The organism is Paenarthrobacter sp. 2TAF44 (assembly GCF_052114885.1).
Classification (GTDB): domain Bacteria; phylum Actinomycetota; class Actinomycetes; order Actinomycetales; family Micrococcaceae; genus Arthrobacter.
The window spans coordinates 1-14,866 of the sequence record NZ_JBFRFP010000037.1; the positions used below are offsets into that span (position 1 = coordinate 1).

Genomic DNA, 14,866 nt, shown 5'->3' on the forward strand with positions numbered 1-14,866 from the left:
CGTTCACCTCGGTCACGGACCTGATGCGCAAGATCCGGCAATTCATCACCGGCTGGAACAAACGCAGCCACCCCTTCACCTGGACCAAATCACCCGAAGAAATCCTGGCGAAAGCCAAGCCAAAGACAACTTCAAACACGCGGCACTAGCACTTTGGAGCCGGGCTTGTTGACGTGGAAGCCGGCGACGGCGGCACGTGTGTTTGACTCCTAGACGCACCTGCCGCCGTCGTGCTTTGCGTTCAAGTAGTGGCCCCAACCGCGCACTTTCTTGCCCTGCCGAGTCACCGCATAAAACTCCCAACCCGCTCCCAGCCATCAACCAGGACCGGTGCGTTAATTTAGTGAATGCACGTCATTTGAATCGCCTTGACTGGAACTTGGTGGACGGGGCGTGCCACACTGTGTAGCGCGTGTGCACCGGCGTCCCCGTCGGAACAGCCGACGACGTCCCGCACCGTGAATCCCACACCACCATTCCCAAGGGAGACCCATGTCCAATCCCAGCACAGTAGGCGTGCCCCCAGTGTCCAGGAAAGTGATCGGCCTGGCCGTTGCTGGAGCGGTGGGCGGCTTCCTGTTCGGCTTCGATTCTTCCGTGGTCAACGGTGCCGTGGATGCCATGAAGGACGAATTCCTGATGAGCGAGGCCGTCACTGGTTTTGCCGTCGCGGTCGCCTTGCTGGGGTGCGCGCTGGGAGCCTACCTTGCTGGCAAAGTCGCCGACCGTTACGGCCGCATTCCGGCGATGAAGATCGGCGCCCTCCTGTTCCTGGTGAGTTCCATAGGTACAGGGCTGGCGTTTGGTGTGTGGGACCTGGTTTTCTGGCGCTTGGTGGGGGGCTTGGGCATCGGCCTTGCTTCAGTCATCGCACCGGCCTACATTTCCGAGATTTCCCCGCGGCACGTGCGTGGCCGTTTGGCGTCGCTTCAGCAGCTCGCCATCACTACCGGTATCTTCGCGGCACTGCTGTCCGACGCCGTGCTGGCCAACTCGGCCGGCAGCGCCGGCAGCACGTTCTGGCTCGGCATGGAAGCCTGGCGCTGGATGTTCATCGCTTGTGCTGTGCCCGCTGCGGTGTATGGCTGGATCGCGTTCCGCTTGCCCGAGTCACCGCATTTCCTGGTGCTCAACGGTAAGGAAGACCAAGCCCGGACCATTTTCGATACCCTCATCCCCAACGACGATACCGAGCGGCACATCCGCGATATCCGCGAATCCATCCAGCAGGACCAGCTGTCCACCAAGAAGGGCTCGCTGCGGGGCAAGACATTCGGCCTGCAGGCAGTGGTGTGGATCGGCATCATCCTGTCCGTGCTGCAGCAATTCGTTGGCATCAACGTGATCTTCTACTACTCCACCACGCTATGGAAAGCGGTCGGATTCCACGAGAAGGACTCCCTCACCATCTCGGTTGCCACCTCTGTGACCAACATTCTGGTGACCCTGGTAGCCATCGCGCTGGTGGACCGCATTGGTCGCCGCCCTATCCTGCTGACCGGTTCCATCGGCATGGCCGTCTCGCTCGGCGTCATGGCGTTGGCCTTCTCCTCCGCTGTTGGAACGGGCTCCGAAATCAGCCTCCCTGGTGCTTGGGGCCCGGTTGCCCTCGTGGCGGCCAACGTCTTCGTGATCAGCTTCGGCGCATCATGGGGCCCGCTCGTCTGGGTGCTGCTTGGCGAGATCTTCCCGTCCCGGATCCGGGCCCGCGCACTCGGACTGGCGGCGGCCGCGCAATGGATCGCCAACTTTGCCATCACGCTCAGCTTCCCCATCATGGCGGCGGGTTCGCTGCCACTGACCTACGCCTTGTACGCGGCGTTCGCTGCGGCGTCGTTCTTCTTTGTGATGTTCAAGGTTCCCGAGACGAACGGCATGTCCCTGGAGCAGGCTGAGACGCTCTTCGTGCCCAAGGGCGCACCGGTAGCGCCGCTGCCGGTCACGTCCAACGAGCCGAAATAACACGAAAAAGCCCGACGGATTCCGTCGGGCTTTTTCGTGGTTAAGGGCGCGACTACACCAGGTGCGGCTCGTGCGACCTCAGGTACCCGCGGCCTCCGAAGGCAATGAGAATCGCGATCACCATGGCAACGGCACCGGCATAGAAGGGCACCTGCGGCCCAAAGTGCTCGCCCAGCTGGGCGGCGGCGAACGGGGCCAGCGCACCACCCATCCACCGCACAAAGTTGTAGCCGGCGGATGCGACGGGTCGCGGAGAATCGGAGACACCCATGGCCAGTTCGGTGTAAATCGTATTGTTGATGCCCAGCAGGGCACCTGCCACGATCACAAGCACGACGACGGCAGTCACCGAGTGCCCCGCAGCAAGTCCCAGTCCAAGGAGGTCGAGCATGAGCGCGGCCAAGGTGCCGGTCAGGACCTTTACAGCGCCGAAGCGCTTCTGCAGCACGGGAGCCACGAACACCGAGAACACGGCAACGGCAACGCCCCAACCGAAAAACACTCCCCCGATGCCGTATGCGTCCATGCCGAGGATGAAAGGCGTGAAGGCAAGGATGGTGAAGAAGCCGTAGTTGTAGAACAGGGCGCTTGCCGCCGTCGTACTGAGGCCCCTGTGTCCCAGCGCGAGCAGCGGATCCCGCAGACGTGACTTCCTGGCGGGAGCGGGTGTCTTGGGAAGCAAAGCCAGCAGCGCGATGAAAGCGGCAGCCATGAGGACCGCGGTTCCAAAGAAGGGCGCACGCCACTGCCACCCGCCCAACAATGCCCCGAGAAGCGGGCCCAGGGAGATACCCAGGCCGAGAGCTGCTTCGTAAAGAATGATCGCTGTTCCGGTCCCACCACTGGCCACACCAACGATCACGGCGAGGGCGGTCGCGACGAAGAGGGCGTTACCCAATCCCCAACCAGCACGGAAACCCACCAACTGCTCAACACTGCCGGACAAGCCGGACAACGATGCGAACACCACGATCACGGCCAGCCCGATCAGTAGCGTCTTCTTACCGCCGATGCGCGAGGACACGAAACCGCTGATCAGCATGGCGATCGCCGTCACCAGGAAGTAGCTGGTGAAGAGCAAGGAAACTTCGCTGGTTGACGCGTCCAGGTTCTTGGCGATTGCCGGCAGGATCGGGTCCACGAGCCCGATGCCCATGAACGCGAACACCGCTGCGAGCGCGGTGGCCCACACGGCCTTCGGCTGTTTCAGGAATGAAGCCTTTTCAGCTTCGAGGGTGGTTTCGGTAGTTGTCTCGGCGCTTTCTGAAGCGTCAGCCAGTTGGCGTGACATTCAAGGGCTCCTTGTCGGTGCGTTTGGTTCTGGTTAGTTCTGGAATGAGCTGTTGAGCTTGCTGATGATAGGGAGCGCCGCGGCGAGCTGCTCAATTTCATCGCTGCTGAGCTCCTGGAGCAACCCCGCCACCATCGCGTTTCGGCGCTGGTTGGCAGATTCGACGGCGGCGGTCCCGGCTTTAGTGATAACCACCTGGACTGCGCGGGAATCGTTGACGTCGGGCTGCCTGCTGACGAGGCCTGAGCGTTCGAGCTTGATGATCTGCTCGGTGGCGCTGGGGACCTTGATCCCCAGGTTTTTGGCGATGTCACCCACGCGGAGTCCGCCGTCGGAAATCATCGAGAGCAGGCTGAGCTGCGCTGCGGTGAGTTCACCTTCCGGATCCAGGCGGCGGAACATGTACACGCCCAGACGCAGTGATTCGCGGAATTGCTGGGCGATATGGAGAAGCCGGGGGTCGGAAGCCGAAGTGCTCGTCATATTTAGGCAGCCTAATAGTTAGGGTACCTAAGAGTCAAGCGCAAGCGGGTCAAAGCTTCAGCTTCATGCCCTCATGGCTAGCGACAAAACCCAATCGCTCATAGAAACGATGTGCAGCCGCGCGGGACTTGTCAGTGGTCAATTGGACCAGGGAGCATCCCCGCGCCCGCGCCTGATCGATCGCCCACTGGACCATGAGCGCGCCCACCCCCTGCCCGCGGAGCGCATCGTCCACACGGACAGCCTCGATCTGGGCACGCAACGATCCCCTGCGCGACAGGCCTGGGAGATAACTGAGCTGGAAAGTGGCGACAACCTCCCCGCCGAGTTCGCCCACCACCAGGAGGTGGGCGGGATCGCCGTCGATCATTTCAAAAGCACGCTCGTACGGCGCAAGGTCGTCCAGATTTTCGCGGGTAGCGCCCAACTGATCATCTACCAGCAACGCAAGGATTCGCGGCAAATCAGCCTTGGTAGCGCGTCGAAGACTAAAGGTTCCGGAGTCGACGTCGGCAGTCATCAAAGCGGGCGCGGCGGCAGGGTCTGTGGTCACCACCCCAGCATGCCATTTCATTCAGAACTCAGTATTGCTAAGTACCGGTACTTAGTTCTACTATGTAGTGGTAGCTAGTAATACTGAGTAGTGAAGGAGGTGTCCGATGGGCAAGCAGATGACGGAGATGCTCAAAGGCACATTGGAGGGCATCGTGCTGGCCCTCCTGACCGGAAAGGCAGCGTATGGATACGAGATCACCACGCTGCTCCGGGAGCAGGGCTTCACCGAGATCGCTGAGGGCACTGTGTACGCACTGCTCGTCAGGATTGAACAAAAGGGGCTGGTAGACGTCGAAAAGCGCCCGTCTGAAAAAGGACCACCCCGCAAGGTGTACACGCTCAACGCGCAGGGCAAAAACGAACTGGACGAATTCTGGAACACCTGGAGCTTCTTGTCCGAACGGCTTGAAGAGCTCCGCAAGGAAGGAAACTGACATGGCAGCAAAATGGATCGAACTGGTCACCGGATCACTCGAGCAGAAGAAGCAGTACAAGCAGGCCAAGGCGCGGCTGGATGCCCTGCCAGAGCCCTACCTCACCGTGGCCACAGCCTTCAACCGGTACCTCATGTACTACGGCGGGGTTACCGAAGGGGACACCATGGTGCAGATGTTCACTGATCTCGCGGATCTGTGGGAACGCGCGGCCATCGACGGAACGCCCGTGAGCGGGATCGTGGGCGAAGATCCGATCGAATTCGCGGAGGCCTTTGCCCAGGCCTATGGCGGAAAGCGCTGGATTGATAAGGAACGCGAGCGCCTCACGAAGGCTGTCGATAAAGCCAAGGAGGCTGAATCATGACCGCAACGGCAATCCGGGTAGAGGGCATCGAGAAGTCGTACAAGGATCTCCATGTTCTGCGCGGGGTGGATTTTGAGGTAGCGGCCGGCAGCATTTTCGCCCTCCTCGGCTCCAACGGAGCGGGCAAGACCACCATGGTGAAGATCCTGTCCACCCTGCTGAAAGCCGACGCCGGCGCTGCCGCCGTCGAGGGTTTTGATGTTGCCACCGAATCGCTCCAAGTAAGGCAGTCCATCAGCCTGACCGGGCAGTTCGCGGCCGTGGACGAGGTGCTGTCCGGCAAGGAGAACCTGATCCTGGTAGCGAAACTGCGACACCTGAAAAACCCAGGCATGATCGCCGACGGGTTGCTGGCTCAGTTCAGCCTCACTGAGGCAGGATCCCGCAAGGTGTCGACATACTCCGGCGGCATGCGTCGCCGCCTGGACATCGCCATGAGCCTGATCGGCAACCCGAAGGTGATCTTCCTGGACGAACCGACCACCGGCCTTGACCCCGAAGCCCGCCTGGAGGTGTGGAATATCGTCAAGAACCTCGCGAACCAAGGGACCACGGTCCTGCTCACCACGCAGTACCTGGATGAAGCTGAGCAACTCGCGGACCGAATTGCGATCCTTCATGAGGGGCGAATTATTGCCAACGGCACCCTTGCCGAGCTCAAGCAGCTGCTGCCGCCGGCCAAGATCGAGTACGTCGAGAAGCAACCGAGTCTGGAGGACATTTTCCTGGCACTGGTTGGCACTGGTAACAACGAGTCAGTAAAGGACAGGTCATGAGCACCCACTTCTTCGCCGACACGTCCGTGCTGCTGGGCCGCTCAATGCGGCACATCTTCCGCAGCGTGGACACCATCATCACCACAGCGATCACTCCGATCGCCCTCATGTTGTTGTTCGTCTACGTATTCGGTGGCGCCATCAGGACCGATACGGACAACTACGTGAACTACCTCTTGCCGGGCATCATGCTGATTGCGATCGCGTCCGGCATCGCCTACACGGCAGTCCGGTTGTTCACGGACATGCAGAGCGGCATCTTCGAGCGCTTCCAGTCCATGCCGATCGCACGCTCTTCGGTTCTGTGGGCCCACGTTCTGACATCACTGGTAGCCAACGGGCTCTCGCTGGTGATCATCGTGGCCGTAGCCCTCCTCATGGGCTTCCGGACTTCGGCAAGCGTGCTGGACTGGCTGGCCGTTGCAGGAATCCTGGCGCTCTTCACCTTGGCACTCACGTGGATCGCCATCATTGCCGGCCTCTCGGCGAAGTCTGTGGATGGCGCCGGCGGATTCTCCTACCCGCTGATCTTCCTGCCATTCATCAGCTCGGCCTTTGTCCCCACGGAGACCATGCCCGGACCAGTCCGCTGGTTCGCCGAGAACCAGCCCGTCACGTCCATCGTGAACACCATCCAGGATCTGTTCGCACAGCGACCCGTGGGCGGCGACATCTGGGTTGCCCTGGCATGGTGCTTGGGGATCCTCGTGCTCGCCTATGCATTTGCGGCGGCAGCGTATCGGAAGCAGATCGCCTAAGGGCTGCGGTATAAACCAGGCCTAAGCTCCCCTTTTTATCCACAGGGGAGCTTTCGCCGTGAGGGCCGATTAGCCATTGGTCAGACATTAGCTATAGCTTTATCGAAACAGATTTGTAACGGCCGTCACCATTTTGGCCGGCTCTTCGAAGGGTTCTTGAACTAATGTCCGATCAGACAACACAGGCGAAGACCGGCGTCTCCAGCAGGGACACCGAGCCCCATCTGTCACGCTCGCTCAGCAACCGCCACATCCAACTCCTGGCAATCGGCGGGGCCATCGGAACGGGCCTCTTCATGGGCTCGGGCAAAACCATCTCCGTGGCTGGACCGTCCGTGATCTTCGTGTACATGATCATCGGCTTCATGCTCTTCTTCGTCATGCGCGCCATGGGCCAACTCCTGTTGTCCAACCTGAACTACAAGTCCTTCAGCGACTTCGCCGGCGATCTCCTGGGCCCGTGGGCAGGCTTCTTCACCGGCTGGACCTACTGGTTCTGCTGGGTGGTCACCGGTGTTGCCGACGTCATCGCCATTGCCGGCTATGCCAATGAACTGTGGCCAGGCGTTCAACTGTGGGTCCCGGGAATTGCGACCATCATCATCCTGCTCCTCCTGAACCTCCCCACCGTGAAGGCATTCGGCGAAACCGAATTTTGGTTCGCGCTCATCAAGATCGTTGCAATCGTCGCGCTGATCGTCGTTGGCCTGGTCATGATCTTCACGGGCTTCCAGTCCAACGCCGGCATCGCCAGCTTCACCAACCTCTGGAGCCATGGCGGGTTCTTCCCCAAGGAATTCATGGGCTTCGTGGCCGGTTTCCAGATCGCCGTCTTCGCGTTCGTGGGCATCGAGCTGGTGGGCACTGCCGCAGCCGAAACCAAGAACCCGGAGCACAACCTGCCCCGCGCCATCAACGCCATCCCCCTGCGCGTCATGCTCTTCTACGTAGGCGCCCTCGTGATCCTCATGTCCGTCACCCCGTGGACCGAGTTCAAGGCAGGACACAGCCCGTTCATCGCCATGTTCTCCCTGGCAGGCCTCGGCATGGCGGCAACGGTGGTCAACCTCGTGGTGCTCACCTCGGCCATGTCTTCGGCCAACTCGGGCATCTACTCGACGTCGCGCATGGTGTTCGGCCTGGCCAACGATGGCGACGCACCCAAGGTATTCGGCCGGCTCTCCAGCCGCAAAGTACCCCAGAACGCACTGTTCCTTTCGTGCGTCCTGCTGCTGGCCGGCGTCGTACTCCTCTACGCGGGCAAGGACGTCGGCGCAGCGTTCGACATGGTGACCACAGTGTCAGCGGTCTGCTTCATGTTCGTCTGGTCGATCATCCTGGCCAGCTACCTCGTGTACCGCAAGCGCCGCCCCGAGCAGCACGCGGCGTCGCCGTTCAAGATGCCCGGCGGCATACCGATGGTGTGGATTGTTTTCGCTTTCTTCGCGTTCCTGGTCTGGGCACTCACTACGCAGCCGGACACGCTCACGGCCCTGCTGGTGACGCCTATCTGGTTCGCGGTTCTTGGCATCGCCTACGCCGTGGTCCGCAAATCGCCGCTCCATCAGGCCCGCGTGGCCGAATGGAAGGCGATGGCGGAAGCCGAAACGGCGGCAGCGCGCTAACCCCCTCCCGATGTTCTCTCACGTCCTGCGGTTTTGTGGGCGATCTTCTCTCACATCCCGCAGGTTCTTGACGGATCTTCTCTCACATCCCGCGGCGTTCGGCTGAGTTCATCGCGGCTGGGACGGATTCGTCGGAACCCCTTGTGACGGAGGGTTAACCGGTGGCCCTGCAGTTGCTGGGCTGACATGCGAACCCGTGCTTGTCTGGCTGACTTCGGGGGTGGTCGGGGCGCTTGTTCCGCTCGGCTCGGCGCCGTTCTTGAGTGCTTCGAGCCGATGCTCGAGTATCTGGATGACAGGGAGCCTGTTGCCGTGGGCCCGTTCATAGCTGAGCAACTGCTCGATGCCGTTCTGGTCCAGGCCGGAAATCCGCGAGGGCAAGGTCCCACTGGGAAGATGGTCGTAATCCGCCAAGGGCAATTCATGGTGCTGAGGGGCGTCGTTCACTGAAGATACCTCCTGTTGTCGGCCGCCGGGCCAGGGTTGTGGACCGGCAATCCACGTCAGCTAACAATGCCAAGGTAGCAGCGTTCAGAGAAGAAGATAAGGCTGCTGATATTCTCGGTGGAGCGGTATAACCGTCGACGTCGGCACCCAAGGCTGGGTGCCGACGTCGCGCATTTCTTATGTGAGAGAACGTCCGCCAAAAGGCTGCAGGATGTGAGAGAACGTCCGGAAAAAAGCCGCAGGATGTGAGAGAACGTCCGGCGAAAAGCCGCAGGACGTGAGAGAAGAATCAGGCTTCGGCTTTGCGGTCCTCTATGAGCTTCTGGATCGCCGGGAACAGCGGGTGCGACGGCGGAAGTTCCGTAATGCGCTCGACGGCGGCAGCCGCGTCCAGTTCGGAGAGCATGTTGGCGAGTTCCACGGCTTCGTCGTCGGATCCGTCGTCGAAACGAAGGGCGGCCGACATCGCCTCCAGTAACGCGACCGGCGTGACACCACGCTCGGCAAGCTCAGCCGCTGGTCCGACAAACCGCTCGTGCCGACCAAGCTTCCGCAGCGGTGCCCGGCCGACGCGAACCACGGTATCCGGCAGGTACGGGTTGGTGAAGCGGGACAGGATCTTCTGCACGTACGCTTCCTGCTCTGCCTCCACGAATCCGTGCTTGGCCACGAGCAGTTCCTTGGTCTCTTCCAGCACAGCCCTGACCTTCGCTGCCACGGACGGATCAGCCATGGCCTCGGAGATCTTCTCCAGGCCCGCCGCGTACCCGAAGTACGCAGCAGAAGCGTGGCCGGTGTTCACCGTGAACAGCTTGCGCTCGATGTACGGGCCAAGCTCGTCCACGAAAGTGGCTCCAGGAATGACGGGGACGCGATCACCAAACGGGGTGCGGTCGATGACCCATTCGTAGAACGTCTCCACCGTGACATCCAGGCCTTGGCCCGGCTCCTGATTCGGGACAATGCGGTCCACTGCCGTGTTGGCAAAGACAGCCGCGGAGTCCAAATCAGCCGCGGAGTCGTCCCAGGCCGCACGGACCTCCACTTCCAGGAGGTGCGTCGCGTTGATGGCGTTCTCGCACGCCATCACCTGCAACGGTGGCAACGAAGGCTCCCGTGCTGCCAGCCCACGCGCGATCACCGGCGCTACGAACTTCAGGATGTGCGGCCCCACCGCGGTGGTAACCACATCCGCCGTCGAGATTTCCTCAACAACGGCATCTTCCTGCGTACTCGAGTTCAGCGCACGGAACCCGTCCACGGTTTTGACCGCCGGGTTCTCGCCCACCTCATGGACGTCGTAGCTGCTGGCGGAGGCGAGCTGGCTGATCAGTGCATCCGCAACATCCGCGAACACCACCTCGTAGCCGGCTTCGTGCAGCAACAGCCCCACGAAGCCGCGTCCGATGTTGCCTGCCCCAAAATGGACTGCCTTCACTATGCGTTGACCTTTCCGAACAGCTCCAGCACTTCCTCAACCGTGGTCGCTTCCTCCAGCTGGGCCACCTGGGCTTTGTTGGTGAAGATCTTGGCGATAGAGGACAGGATGTGGAGGTGCTCATTGTTAAGGCCAGCCACGCCGACCACGAACTTCACTTGCTTGCCACCCCAGTCGATGCCCTCCGGGTACCGAATGATGGAAACGGCCGAGTGCCTGATGTGCTCCTTGGCATCGTTGGTGCCGTGCGGGATCGCCAGGAAGCTGCCCATATACGTGGACACGGATTCCTCGCGTTCGTGCATGGCGTGCACGTAGCTGACATCCACGGCGCCGCGGTCCAGCAGGAGCTGCCCGGCTTCGTCGATCGCAGCATCACGGTCGTGCGCCATTCCGTTCAGTACAACGCTTTCGGGGAGCAGTACTTCCTTACCCCCGACGGCGGGAGCTGGCTCGGCGGCATGGGCACCGTGGGCGGGGGCTGCTCCGGCACCGGCGGCTGCTCCGGCTGCAGCAGCTGCGGCGGGCTGGGCACCGGCGGCGGGCTGGGCACCTGCGGTGGGCTCCGCCGTCGTGCTTGTGTCAGAAGCGGCGCCTTCCTCGGTGTTGCTTGCCTTGACCAACTCAACGATTTCGTCGTACTTCGGGCTGTTCATGAAGTTGTCCACCGAGAAGTGCATGGCGCTGGCCGTCCTGGGCTGGGCGCGTTCGGTGAGGTCTTCATGGGTAATGACGACGTCATAGGAATCGCTGAGGTTGGCGATTGCCGAGTTGGTGACCTTGACCTCCGGGAAGCCTGCAGCCTTGATCTTATTGCGCAGGACCGAGGCACCCATGGCGCTGGAGCCCATGCCGGCGTCGCAAGCGAACACGATGCTCTGGACGGGACGGGTAAGGACAGTGCCGCTGCGGTCGCTTGTCCGATCGTCAACCCTGTCGCCAACCAAGGCTGAAGATACGGAGCTCTTCTTGCCCTTCATGGCTTCCATGCGGGATGTGGCTTCGGAGAGATCGTCCTCGCCCTTGTTCTTGGAGGTGCGCAGGATCAGTGAAGCAATCAGGAAGGAAACAGTGGCTGCCAGGACTACGGCCAGGATCACGCCGACATAGCTGTCACGGGAGGTCTGGGCGATCACGGCGATGATGGATCCTGGCGCGGCGGGAGCCACGAGGCCGGAGTTGGTGATCGCCAGGGTTGCGATGCCCGTCATGCCGCCACCGATGGCAGCGAGGATCAGGATCGGCTTCATCAGGACGTACGGGAAGTAGATCTCGTGGATGCCACCGAAGAAGTGGATGATCGCTGCGCCTGGTGCCGAAGCCTTTGCTGCGCCGCGGCCGAAGAACATGTAAGCCAGCAGGATACCCAGGCCCGGGCCAGGGTTGGCCTCAAGCAGGAACAGGATGGACTTGCCGTGATCCAGGGATTGTTGGATGCCAAGTGGGGTCAGCACGCCGTGGTTGATGGCGTTGTTGAGGAAGAGAACCTTTGCCGGCTCAATGAAGATGCTGGTCAGTGGGAGCAGGCCATTGTTGACCAGGAACTGGACCACCGTTCCTGCGCCGTCGGTGAAGATCTTGACGATATATGAGAGGCCGTAGAAGCCACCCAAGGCCAGTGCTGCGCCCCAGATGCCGGCGGAAAAGTTGTTCACCAGCATTTCGAAGCCGGGGCGGATCTTGCCATCCCACAGGCGGTCAAGCTGCTTGATGGTCCAGCCACCCAGCGGGCCCATGATCATGGCGCCAATAAACATCGGAGAGCTTGTACCCGCGATGACGCCCATGGTGGCAATAGCGCCCACCACGCCGCCGCGGACGTCGTAGACCATGCGGCCGCCAGTATAGGCAATCAGCAGCGGCAACAGGTACTTGACCATAGGGCCAACGAGGCCGGGGTTGGCCACTCCCTCAGCGTTGGTCCCGAAACCGCCAAGTTCCGCGACTGGAATCCACCCTTCTTTGATGAACAGGGCCGTGATGAGGCCCCAGGCGATGAAGGCGCCAATGTTGGGCATGATCATGCCGGACAGGAATGTTCCGAACTTTTGGACGCCCACGCGCAGGCTGGTGCGGGGCTTCGCAACGGTCTCTGTTGCCATGTGAATTCCTAACGTGTGTCCCGCGGCGTCGCGGGGTCAGTCGATATAGATCGAGAGAGAACAGCCTTAGGAGCTGCTGGAAATGCGGTGAAGCCACTCAAGGAAGAGCTTCAATTCAGAGCTGGAAAGTTGGTCTGAATGCGAGGCCTGCAGTGCCGCATTCAGGGCGATTGCCGCAACAACCACGGAGGACTTACCGGAGTCCTCCGGTGCGGCGCCACGGGCGGTGTCCGTGGAGACGGCGAAAATCATGGAATCCCGGGTCATCGTTGAGAGCTCGAGGTTCCTTTCTTCCACCGGTTCGGCGATGAGCATGAGCGTTACACCCACGTTGGCCGCGAGGATGCTTCGTGCCGCTTCGCGGGGCGGCACGTTGATCTGACCGGCGATGGCGGCCTTGTTCAGCATTTCCTCCAGAAGCGCTTCAGCATCGGCCACGATTGCTGGGCGGCTTTCCGGCCTGATATTGCCGAACATCACCAGATACAGGTGGGGTTGGGTCAACCCGAACTGGACGTGGTTGTCCCACATCCGCCGGACGTCTTCCAAGGGCTCCCCGGACGGGGCAAAGTCCCGCTCCCCCGCCACGTACTCTTCAAAGCCGGCGGAAACGACGGCGTCGAACAATCCTTCTTTGTCTCCAAAGTGGTGGTAGAGCGTTGGGGCCGTAACCCCGGCCAAGGCCGTGATCTGGCGCGTAGAGACTGCTGACCCTTCCGAATTTGCCAACAATTCAGCGGCTGCGCGGAGCAACCGAACTTTTGGCGGAAGCTGGTCATCGAAACTCATAACCGCTACCCTAGCACCTATAGCGTTGCTATATGAAGTGGCTCACAAGAGAATTTTGTAGGCTAGTTTCGCAGGCTCGTGGTGCCGTTGCCGGTGGGTCTGAACCAACACGCAGGAACAGAGGATTCAGTGCAGAATTTCCAAGGAGTAGGGGTAAGCCCTGGCCGCATCATTGGTTCCGTCCGCCAGATGCCCAAACCGGTGAGTGAACCGCCGTCGGGCGAGCGGTTGGACACAGACGTCAGTCCGGAGGACGCCGTCGCGGGCTTAAAAGCCGCAGCGCAAGCTGTCCACGACGAACTCAAGGGGCGCGCGGATTCTGCCTCCGGCGACGGCAAGGCCGTCCTCGAGGCCACCGCGCTCATGGCCAAGGACACCATGCTCCTGAAATCGGCTGCCAAGCTCATCAACGCAGGCTCATCCGCGGAACGGGCCATCTGGGAAGCCGGCGCCTCCGTTTCTGAAATGCTTCACAACCTGGGCGGCTACATGGCCGAACGCGCCACCGACGTGCTGGACGTGCGCGCCCGTATTGTGGCGGAGCTGCGGGGGGTCCCCGCGCCGGGCATCCCTTCTTCCGGGACGCCCTTCATTTTGCTGGCAGAAGACCTCGCCCCTGCAGACACAGCAACCCTTGACCCTGAGAAGGTGCTGGCCCTGGTGACCTCGGGCGGCGGGCCGCAGTCGCACACGGCGATCATCGCCCGCTCGCTGGGATTGCCGGCAGTGGTCGCTGCGCATGGGGTCGATTCTGTTGTGGATGGCAGTGAGGTTTACGTGGACGGGGCCGCTGGCCTCGTGGTGGTCTCCCCCTCGGGGGAGCAGCGTTCATTTGCGGCAGCCTGGGCGGAAACGTCGGCAACATTGGCCGCCTTCGACGGAAACGGGACGACGGCGGACGGCCACTTGGTCCCGCTTCTCGCCAACGTCGGTGGGGCCAAGGATGCGGTGGCAGCAGCGGGCCTCGGCGCCCAGGGTGTTGGCCTGTTCCGCACCGAGTTCTGCTTCCTCGAGCGCGACACCGAGCCCTCTGTCGACGAACAAGCAGCAGCGTACAAGGCTGTGTTTGACGCGTTCCCGGGCAAGAAAGTAGTGCTGCGGACCCTCGACGCCGGCGCCGACAAGCCCCTCCCCTTCCTCACGGACGCCACCGAACCCAACCCTGCCCTTGGTGTTCGCGGCTACCGGACAGACTTCACCACGCCGGGCGTTTTGGAGCGCCAACTGGAAGCCATTGCCCGGGCCGCTTCGGAATCCGAAGCCGACGTCTGGGTCATGGCCCCCATGATCTCCACGGCTGCCGAAGCCGGCCGATTCGCCTCACTATGCGCTGCTGCCGGCATCGAAACGCCTGGTGTCATGGTGGAAGTTCCCTCCGCCGCCTTGACCGCCGCCTCCGTGCTCCGGGAAGTTGGCTTCGCTTCACTGGGCACCAACGACCTCACGCAATACGCCATGGCCGCCGACCGCCAACTCGGGCCCCTCGCGGAACTGAACACTCCGTGGCAGCCCGCGGTCCTCAGGCTGGTGCAGCTCACGGTGGAAGGTGCAGCGCAGGAAGCATCCGGCCGGGAGGGCGACAGCAAACCCGTGGGCGTCTGTGGCGAGGCAGCCGCGGACCCCGCCCTCGCCGTCGTACTTACCGGACTCGGCGTGAGTACACTGTCCATGACCGCGCGCTCGCTGGCCGCCGTCGGGACTGTGCTGAAGACCGTGACCCTGGAGCAGGCACAGGAACTCGCCCGGCTGGCCCTCACCGCACCGAGCGCTACCGAGGCTCGCGACTGGGTCCGAGCCAAACTCCCCGTGCTCGAAGAACTCGGCCTCTAATTTTCGCTT

14 protein-coding genes are annotated in these 14,866 nt (G+C 61.8%); 7 read left to right on the forward strand and 7 right to left on the reverse strand.

Annotated elements, in window-relative coordinates; translation table 11 throughout:
* The first annotated feature begins 492 nt into the window (after nucleotides 1-492).
* Nucleotides 493-1,962 (forward strand): sugar porter family MFS transporter, encoded by a 1,470-nt coding sequence (locus AB4Z15_RS23195; protein ID WP_442019130.1) that lies wholly within the window; start codon nucleotides 493-495, stop codon nucleotides 1,960-1,962.
* A gap of 52 nt (nucleotides 1,963-2,014) precedes the next feature.
* Here AB4Z15_RS23195 and AB4Z15_RS23200 read toward each other — a convergent pair whose 3' ends face one another.
* Genes AB4Z15_RS23200 through AB4Z15_RS23210 form a run of 3 tightly spaced genes read right to left on the reverse strand, consistent with a single transcriptional unit; the run spans nucleotide 2,015 to nucleotide 4,310 of the window.
* The gene (locus tag AB4Z15_RS23200; protein WP_442019131.1) at nucleotides 2,015-3,253 is read right to left on the reverse strand and encodes an MFS transporter; all 1,239 of its coding nucleotides are present in this window, start codon (nucleotides 3,251-3,253) and stop codon (nucleotides 2,015-2,017) included.
* Between the two features lie 33 nt (nucleotides 3,254-3,286).
* Nucleotides 3,287-3,736 carry a MarR family winged helix-turn-helix transcriptional regulator gene (locus AB4Z15_RS23205; RefSeq protein WP_442019132.1) on the reverse strand — a complete coding sequence of 150 codons (450 nt, stop codon included), beginning with the start codon at nucleotides 3,734-3,736 and terminating at the stop codon, nucleotides 3,287-3,289.
* A gap of 49 nt (nucleotides 3,737-3,785) precedes the next feature.
* A complete protein-coding gene (locus AB4Z15_RS23210) occupies nucleotides 3,786-4,310 on the reverse strand; it encodes a GNAT family N-acetyltransferase (protein WP_442019133.1) in 525 nt (174 codons plus the stop codon).
* Nucleotides 4,311-4,395: 85 nt separating this feature from the next.
* On the opposite strand from AB4Z15_RS23210, the gene AB4Z15_RS23215 reads away from it, so the two are divergent.
* The 5 genes from AB4Z15_RS23215 (at nucleotide 4,396) to cycA (ending at nucleotide 8,251) form a co-directional block, all read left to right on the forward strand.
* Nucleotides 4,396-4,725 carry a PadR family transcriptional regulator gene (locus AB4Z15_RS23215; RefSeq protein WP_431117042.1) on the forward strand — a complete coding sequence of 110 codons (330 nt, stop codon included), beginning with the start codon at nucleotides 4,396-4,398 and terminating at the stop codon, nucleotides 4,723-4,725.
* 1 nt (nucleotide 4,726) lies between these two features.
* Nucleotides 4,727-5,092 (forward strand): DUF1048 domain-containing protein, encoded by a 366-nt coding sequence (locus AB4Z15_RS23220; protein ID WP_442004484.1) that lies wholly within the window; start codon nucleotides 4,727-4,729, stop codon nucleotides 5,090-5,092.
* The gene (locus AB4Z15_RS23225) at nucleotides 5,089-5,868 is read left to right on the forward strand and encodes an ABC transporter ATP-binding protein (protein WP_442019134.1); all 780 of its coding nucleotides are present in this window, start codon (nucleotides 5,089-5,091) and stop codon (nucleotides 5,866-5,868) included. The genes AB4Z15_RS23220 and AB4Z15_RS23225 overlap by 4 nt, the downstream gene beginning before the upstream one ends.
* Nucleotides 5,865-6,626, forward strand: coding sequence for an ABC transporter permease (locus tag AB4Z15_RS23230; protein ID WP_442019135.1), 762 nt, complete (start codon nucleotides 5,865-5,867; stop codon nucleotides 6,624-6,626). Before AB4Z15_RS23225 ends, AB4Z15_RS23230 begins: the two co-directional genes overlap by 4 nt.
* A gap of 164 nt (nucleotides 6,627-6,790) precedes the next feature.
* On the forward strand, nucleotides 6,791-8,251 hold the full coding sequence (gene cycA / locus AB4Z15_RS23235; protein ID WP_442019136.1) for a D-serine/D-alanine/glycine transporter: 1,461 nt from the start codon (nucleotides 6,791-6,793) through the stop codon (nucleotides 8,249-8,251).
* Between the two features lie 108 nt (nucleotides 8,252-8,359).
* Here the strand turns inward: cycA and AB4Z15_RS23240 are convergent, their stop codons facing one another.
* The 4 genes from AB4Z15_RS23240 to AB4Z15_RS23255 form a co-directional block, all read right to left on the reverse strand.
* Entirely contained in the window at nucleotides 8,360-8,698 is a 339-nt protein-coding gene (locus AB4Z15_RS23240) for a hypothetical protein (protein ID WP_442019137.1), read from the reverse strand.
* A 289-nt stretch (nucleotides 8,699-8,987) separates the two neighbouring features.
* Entirely contained in the window at nucleotides 8,988-10,136 is a 1,149-nt protein-coding gene (locus tag AB4Z15_RS23245) for a mannitol-1-phosphate 5-dehydrogenase (RefSeq protein ID WP_442019138.1), read from the reverse strand.
* Entirely contained in the window at nucleotides 10,136-12,238 is a 2,103-nt protein-coding gene (locus AB4Z15_RS23250) for a PTS mannitol transporter subunit IICBA (RefSeq protein ID WP_442019139.1), read from the reverse strand. The genes AB4Z15_RS23245 and AB4Z15_RS23250 overlap by 1 nt, the downstream gene beginning before the upstream one ends.
* Nucleotides 12,239-12,304: 66 nt before the next feature.
* Nucleotides 12,305-13,027 (reverse strand): TetR/AcrR family transcriptional regulator, encoded by a 723-nt coding sequence (locus AB4Z15_RS23255; protein ID WP_442019140.1) that lies wholly within the window; start codon nucleotides 13,025-13,027, stop codon nucleotides 12,305-12,307.
* Between the two features lie 129 nt (nucleotides 13,028-13,156).
* On the opposite strand from AB4Z15_RS23255, the gene ptsP reads away from it, so the two are divergent.
* On the forward strand, nucleotides 13,157-14,857 hold the full coding sequence (gene ptsP / locus AB4Z15_RS23260) for a phosphoenolpyruvate--protein phosphotransferase (RefSeq protein ID WP_442019141.1): 1,701 nt from the start codon (nucleotides 13,157-13,159) through the stop codon (nucleotides 14,855-14,857).
* Nucleotides 14,858-14,866: the final 9 nt, after the last annotated feature.

What these genes read in the sequence shown, in the direction of transcription:
- AB4Z15_RS23200 (WP_442019131.1), bottom strand. Translation starts at nt 3,253, where the DNA reads ATGTCACGCCAACTGGCTGACGCTTCAGAAAGCGCCGAGACAACTACC.
- cycA (WP_442019136.1), top strand. Translation starts at nt 6,791, where the DNA reads ATGTCCGATCAGACAACACAGGCGAAGACCGGCGTCTCCAGCAGGGAC.
- AB4Z15_RS23220 (WP_442004484.1), top strand. Translation starts at nt 4,727, where the DNA reads ATGGCAGCAAAATGGATCGAACTGGTCACCGGATCACTCGAGCAGAAG.
- AB4Z15_RS23195 (WP_442019130.1), top strand. Translation starts at nt 493, where the DNA reads ATGTCCAATCCCAGCACAGTAGGCGTGCCCCCAGTGTCCAGGAAAGTG.
- AB4Z15_RS23205 (WP_442019132.1), bottom strand. Translation starts at nt 3,736, where the DNA reads ATGACGAGCACTTCGGCTTCCGACCCCCGGCTTCTCCATATCGCCCAG.
- AB4Z15_RS23225 (WP_442019134.1), top strand. Translation starts at nt 5,089, where the DNA reads ATGACCGCAACGGCAATCCGGGTAGAGGGCATCGAGAAGTCGTACAAG.
- AB4Z15_RS23250 (WP_442019139.1), bottom strand. Translation starts at nt 12,238, where the DNA reads ATGGCAACAGAGACCGTTGCGAAGCCCCGCACCAGCCTGCGCGTGGGC.
- AB4Z15_RS23210 (WP_442019133.1), bottom strand. Translation starts at nt 4,310, where the DNA reads ATGAAATGGCATGCTGGGGTGGTGACCACAGACCCTGCCGCCGCGCCC.
- AB4Z15_RS23230 (WP_442019135.1), top strand. Translation starts at nt 5,865, where the DNA reads ATGAGCACCCACTTCTTCGCCGACACGTCCGTGCTGCTGGGCCGCTCA.
- AB4Z15_RS23255 (WP_442019140.1), bottom strand. Translation starts at nt 13,027, where the DNA reads ATGAGTTTCGATGACCAGCTTCCGCCAAAAGTTCGGTTGCTCCGCGCA.
- AB4Z15_RS23215 (WP_431117042.1), top strand. Translation starts at nt 4,396, where the DNA reads ATGGGCAAGCAGATGACGGAGATGCTCAAAGGCACATTGGAGGGCATC.